The organism is Nostocoides sp. (assembly GCF_035343835.1).
GTDB classification, from domain to species: domain Bacteria; phylum Actinomycetota; class Actinomycetes; order Actinomycetales; family Dermatophilaceae; genus Nostocoides_A; species Nostocoides_A vanveenii.
Window position 1 is genome coordinate 1 of record NZ_DAOQZV010000223.1, and the last position, 5,202, is coordinate 5,202.

Annotated in this window: 3 protein-coding genes; 1 reads left to right on the forward strand and 2 read right to left on the reverse strand. The window is 66.9% G+C overall.

What is annotated here, in order from left to right:
* The first annotated feature begins 327 nt into the window (after positions 1–327).
* Entirely contained in the window at positions 328–1,821 is a 1,494-nt protein-coding gene (locus PKH97_RS13370; RefSeq protein WP_324388012.1) for an amino acid permease, read from the forward strand.
* A 131-nt stretch (positions 1,822–1,952) separates the two neighbouring features.
* On the opposite strand, the gene pntB is transcribed toward PKH97_RS13370, so the two are convergent.
* Together pntB and PKH97_RS13380 are read right to left on the reverse strand one after the other, a co-directional pair.
* Positions 1,953–3,386, reverse strand: coding sequence for a Re/Si-specific NAD(P)(+) transhydrogenase subunit beta (gene pntB / locus PKH97_RS13375; protein ID WP_324388013.1), 1,434 nt, complete (start codon positions 3,384–3,386; stop codon positions 1,953–1,955).
* A complete protein-coding gene (locus PKH97_RS13380) occupies positions 3,383–4,936 on the reverse strand; it encodes a Re/Si-specific NAD(P)(+) transhydrogenase subunit alpha (RefSeq protein WP_324388014.1) in 1,554 nt (517 codons plus the stop codon). Before PKH97_RS13380 ends, pntB begins: the two co-directional genes overlap by 4 nt.
* Positions 4,937–5,202 lie beyond the last annotated feature (266 nt).

Here is a 5,202-nt window from a genome sequence, read left to right on the forward strand (position 1 = left end):
GACGCCGCGTCGGCGACGCGGTCGAGCGACGACGCCCGGGCGCCAGTGGGGAGCGCCAGTACTTCACCGGCGGCCGGCGCCGCACCAGGACAGCCAGCACACCGCCGCACCTACAGCCACCGGTGCCGTTGCGCCATGAGCCGAGCGGCCGCGAGCGCAGTGGCGACCCGACCGGCGAGATTCCTGTCCACCGTCGCGGGGGCGGGGACGACCACCGATCCACGCGCCCTTAGCCTAGGGCGATGTGAGCTGGACCACGCCGGCGCCCGCCGTCGTGCAACCTCACCGGCGAGCATGCGGCCGGTCGATCTGGGAGGGAGTGACCCCATGAGCGTGATGCGGACCAAGTCCATCGAACAGACGCTCCGCGAGGGCGACGAGCCCGAGTATCAGCTGAAGAAGAGCCTCACGGCGCTCGATCTGACGGTCTTCGGTGTCGGCGTCGTCATCGGAGCGGGCATCTTCACCGTCGCCGGGCGCGCGGCGCATAGCCTCGCCGGCCCGGCCGTCGTGCTCAGCTTCATCCTCGCGGCCGTATGCTGCGGCCTCGCCGCCCTCTGCTACGCCGAGTTCGCGTCCGCAATCCCGGTCAGCGGATCGGCCTACACCTTCTCCTATGCCTCGCTCGGCGAGATCGTCGCGTGGATCATCGGCTGGGACCTATTGCTGGAGTTGCTGCTCGGCGCGAGCGTGGTCGCCCAGGGCTGGTCGGCCTATCTCGGCGTCTTTCTCAGCCGCCTGGGGATCGATATCCCGGCGAGCGTGGGATACGGCTCGCACTTCGACCTACCGGCCTTCCTCCTGGTGGCCTTTCTCACCACCTTGGTGACGATCGGCATCAAGGAATCGGTGCGCGTCAACCTGGCGCTCGTCGCCATCAAGGTCTTCATCGTGCTCTTCGTGATCTTCGCGGGCATCGGCTATATCAACAAGGACAACTACTCCCCGTTCATCCCCCCGGCCGTGGCCAGCGACCACAAGTCCGGGTGGGAAGCCCCGCTCATCGAGCAGATCTTCGGCTTCACCCCGTCGACCTATGGCGTCGCCGGCATCATGGCGGGCGCCTCGCTGGTCTTCTTCGCCTATATCGGCTTCGACGTCGTGGCGACCACCGCGGAAGAGGCCAAGAACCCCAAGCGCGATCTGCCCATCGGCATCATCGCTTCGCTGATCATCTGCACGATCCTCTACTGCGCAGTCGCCATTGTGATGACCGGCATGGTCAGCTACGACAAGTTGTCCGACGAGGCATCGCTGGCGAAGATCTTCGAGGACGTCGGCAAGCCTGGCTACGCGACGCTCATCTCCGCGGGTGCCGTCGCCGGACTGACCACTGTCGTGATGACGCTGCTCATCGGCTCGAGCCGGGTCGTCTTCGCGATGTCCCGCGACTGGCTGCTGCCGCCCGGCCTGGGCAAGGTCAACCCGCGCACCGGCACCCCGGCGCGCATCACCATCGGCCTGGGCATCCTGGTTGCCCTGACCGCCGCGCTGACCCCGGTCGGCAAGCTCGAATACATGATCAACATCGGCACGCTTTCCGCGTTCTTCTTGGTCTCGATCGCGGTCCCGGTGCTGCGCCGCCGGCGTCCGGACTTCGAGCGGCCGTTCAAGGTCCCGTTCAGCCCGTTCCTGCCGTGGGTCTCGGCGGCAATCTGCGCGTACTTGATGCTGACCCTGCCCGTTGAGACCTGGTTGCGGTTCCTGATCTGGATGGGCCTCGGCTTCATCATCTACTTCCTCTACGGCTACAAGCGCAGCCGGCTGGCCGGCCGCCAAGGCCCCCAGGATGACCGCCTCCCGAGCATGACCGGCACCTGATCCGAGCCCGTCGAGCCGCTTCCAGGCCCGATGCCAAACCCCTTGTCCTCCAGATCCGGGCGGGACAAGGGGTTTGGCATGTTCACACGCTTGGATGGTTCGCCGAGCGGCGATGGCGCGCAGCGCTGGCTTCACAAGGCCTTGAGGATGTCCTCCACGCGGGCCTTGGCGTCGCCGAAGAGCATCTGGGTGTTTTCCTTGAAGAAGAGCGGGTTCTGGACACCGGCATAACCGGTGGCCATCGAGCGCTTGAAGACGATCACGTCGTGGGCGTCCCAGACGTGCAGCACGGGCATCCCGGCAATGGGCGATCCGGGCTCATCGATCGCGGCGGGGTTGACGGTGTCATTGGCCCCGATCACCAGCACGACGTCGGTGTCGGGCAGGTCGTCGTTGATCTCATCCATCTCCAGCACGATGTCGTAGGGCACCTTGGCCTCGGCCAGCAGGACGTTCATGTGCCCGGGCAGGCGCCCAGCGACGGGGTGGATGCCGAAGCGGACATTGACGCCCTTGTCACGCAGCTTCCGGGTCAGGTCGGCAACGGCATACTGCGCCTGCGCGGTCGCCATGCCGTATCCCGGCGTGATCACCACCGAGTGCGCATCCGTCAGCAGCGCCGCGGCACCCTCGGCCGTGATCTCGCGGTGTTCGCCGTAGTCGGTGTCGGACGCCACGGTGCCGCCCTCCACCCCGAAGCCGCCGGCGATGACGGAGACGAAGGAGCGGTTCATCGCGCGGCACATGATGTAGGACAGATAGGCGCCGGACGATCCGACCAGGGCGCCGGTGATGATCAGCAGGTCGTTGTTGAGCAGGAAGCCCGCTGCCGCAGCGGCCCACCCCGAGTAGCTGTTGAGCATCGAGACGACGACCGGCATATCGCCACCGCCGATCGAGGCGACCAGGTGCCAGCCGAGGAAAAGCGCCAGCAGCGTCATCACACCGAGCAGGCTCTGCCGCAAGAATTCCTTCTCGTGGGGGATCGCGACATAGGTCACCGTCATCACGACAAAGGCGATGATGATGCCGAGATTGACCAGGTTGTGGGCCGGCAGCATCAGCGGCGCGCTCTTCATCTTGGCCGAGAGCTTCAGATAGGCGACGATTGACCCGGTCAGCGTCACGGCGCCGATGAAAACGCCGACGAAGACCTCGACGTCGTGCACCTTCGGATAGTCGACCGCGGTCTCATAGGAGGAGTTCCACCCCACGAGCACGGCCGCCAACCCGACGAAGCTATGCAGCATCGCAATGAGTTCGGGCATCTGGGTCATCTCGACCCGACGGGCCACGGTGACGCCGATCAGGGCACCGACAACCATCGCCGGCAGGATGAAAACGACTCCCCGCCAGCCCGTTTCGGTGCCCACCGGCATGCCGCCGTATTCGAGACCGACGGTCGCGGCGAGGATCGTGATGACGAGAGCGATCGCCATACCGGCTATGCCGTATCGATTGCCCATGCGGGCGGTGTCGTGCTTCGAGAGCCCGGACAGGGCGAGGATGAAGAGCAGTCCGGCGACGATATAGGCGCCCTGGACGAGGGTGTAGGCGATATTCATCGGGCCGTGTCCTCACGCTTGAACATGTCGAGCATTCGGTCGGTGACGGTGAAGCCGCCGAAGACATTGATGCTGGCGACCAGCACCCCGAAAAACGCGAGCACCGAGACCCACAGCTTCCCCGGGTGCCCGACTTGGAGCAACGCCCCGACAATGATGATGCCGCTGATGGCATTGGTCACCGACATCAACGGCGTATGCAAGGCGTGGTGGACATTGCCGATGACATAGAACCCGATGACCACCGCGAGCATGAAGACCATGAAGTGGCCGAGGAAGGGAGCCGGCGAGAAGGCTGCCAGCATGAGGAAGAGCAGCGCTCCGAGGAGGATGAGCCCGAGCCGCTTGGTCTGCGACATCGGCGCCTTGACCGGCTTTTCGACGGCGACGGCCTTCGCCGCGGCGGCCGGTGCCGCCGACACCTGCACCGGCGGCGGGGGCCACAGCTTCTCGCCGCCGGTCGCCACGGTCATCCCGCGCACGACGGTATCGCCGAGGTCGAGGACGGCCTGCCCGTCCTTCTCGGGCGTCAGCAGCTTCATCAGGTTGACCAGGTTGGTGCCGAAGAGTTGCGAGGCCTGGGTCGGCAGTCGCCCCGGCAGGTCGGTGTAGCCGAGGATCTTCACGCCATTGGCGGTGACGACCTTTTGATCTGCGGCCGAGCCGGCGACATTACCTCCGTTCGCGGCGGCCATGTCGACGATGACGGAGCCCGGCTTCATCGACGCGACCATGTCCTCGTCGATGATGCGCGGTGCCGGCCGCCCCGGGATCAGCGCCGTCGTGACGATGATGTCCACGGTTGGCACGATCCGCCGATAGAGCTCGGTGGTGCGCTCCTGGAACTCCGCCCCCATTTCCTTGGCATAGCCGTCGGCCGACGGTCCGGTGTCCAGCCCGGTCAGGTCCGGTCGCAGGAACTCGCCGCCCATCGACTCGACTTGGTCAGCGACCTCCTGCCGGGCGTCGAAGGCCTGCACGACCGCGCCCAGGCTGTTCGCCGTGCCGATGGCCGCCAGCCCCGCGACACCGGCACCGACGACGAGCACCCGCGCGGGCGGCATCTTCCCGGCCGCCGTAACCTGCCCGGTGAACAGGCCGCCGTACTCGTTGGCCGCCTCGATCACCGCGCGATAGCCGGCGATATTCGCCATCGAGGACAGGACGTCGAGTGCCTGCGCGCGCGAGATGCGGGGCACGGCGTCCATGGCCATCGCCGTCACGCCACGTGCGGTCAGGGCCTCGATGAGCTGCGGACTCAGCGCCGGCGCCATCAGAGACATCACCAGCTGGCCCGGCCGCAGCCTGCCCTGCTCTTCCTGGCTCGGTGCGTTGATCTTGAAGACGATGTCGCCGTCGTAGGCCTGCTCGGCCGGCACGACGGCGGCACCCGCCGCGGCATACGCACCGTCCTCGAAGGCGGCAGCGTGGCCGGCTCCGGACTCGACCGCGACGTCATACCCGAGCTTGATCAGTTGCTCGACGGTCTTGGGCGTCGCCGCGACCCGGGATTCCCCGGGCCGCGTCTCCTTGGGCACGACGATGCGCACAGCGGTCCTCTCGGCAGAGCTGAAGCTTCCACGCCCGAACCTACCGAGTCCCACCGACAGCCCGCTGACGGTGAGACGCACGCAACGCCTCCGCAGCATGTGTCTTCCGTGACATCCCCCTCCGACGGGATGCCGACCAGGCTGCTCACGGCTCGTATGCTGACGCGGTGTTCCGCCGGGCTGCGCTCAACCGTGGCCGCGGCGGGCGCAGCCCTGGTGATCCTCCTTCCCGCCTGCGCGGCGGACTCGAGCCGGCCCGCGCCGAG

Excerpts from the sequence above, each read along its gene's own strand:
- pntB (WP_324388013.1), bottom strand. The coding sequence starts at position 3,386 with ATGAATATCGCCTACACCCTCGTCCAGGGCGCCTATATCGTCGCCGGA.
- PKH97_RS13370 (WP_324388012.1), top strand. The coding sequence starts at position 328 with ATGAGCGTGATGCGGACCAAGTCCATCGAACAGACGCTCCGCGAGGGC.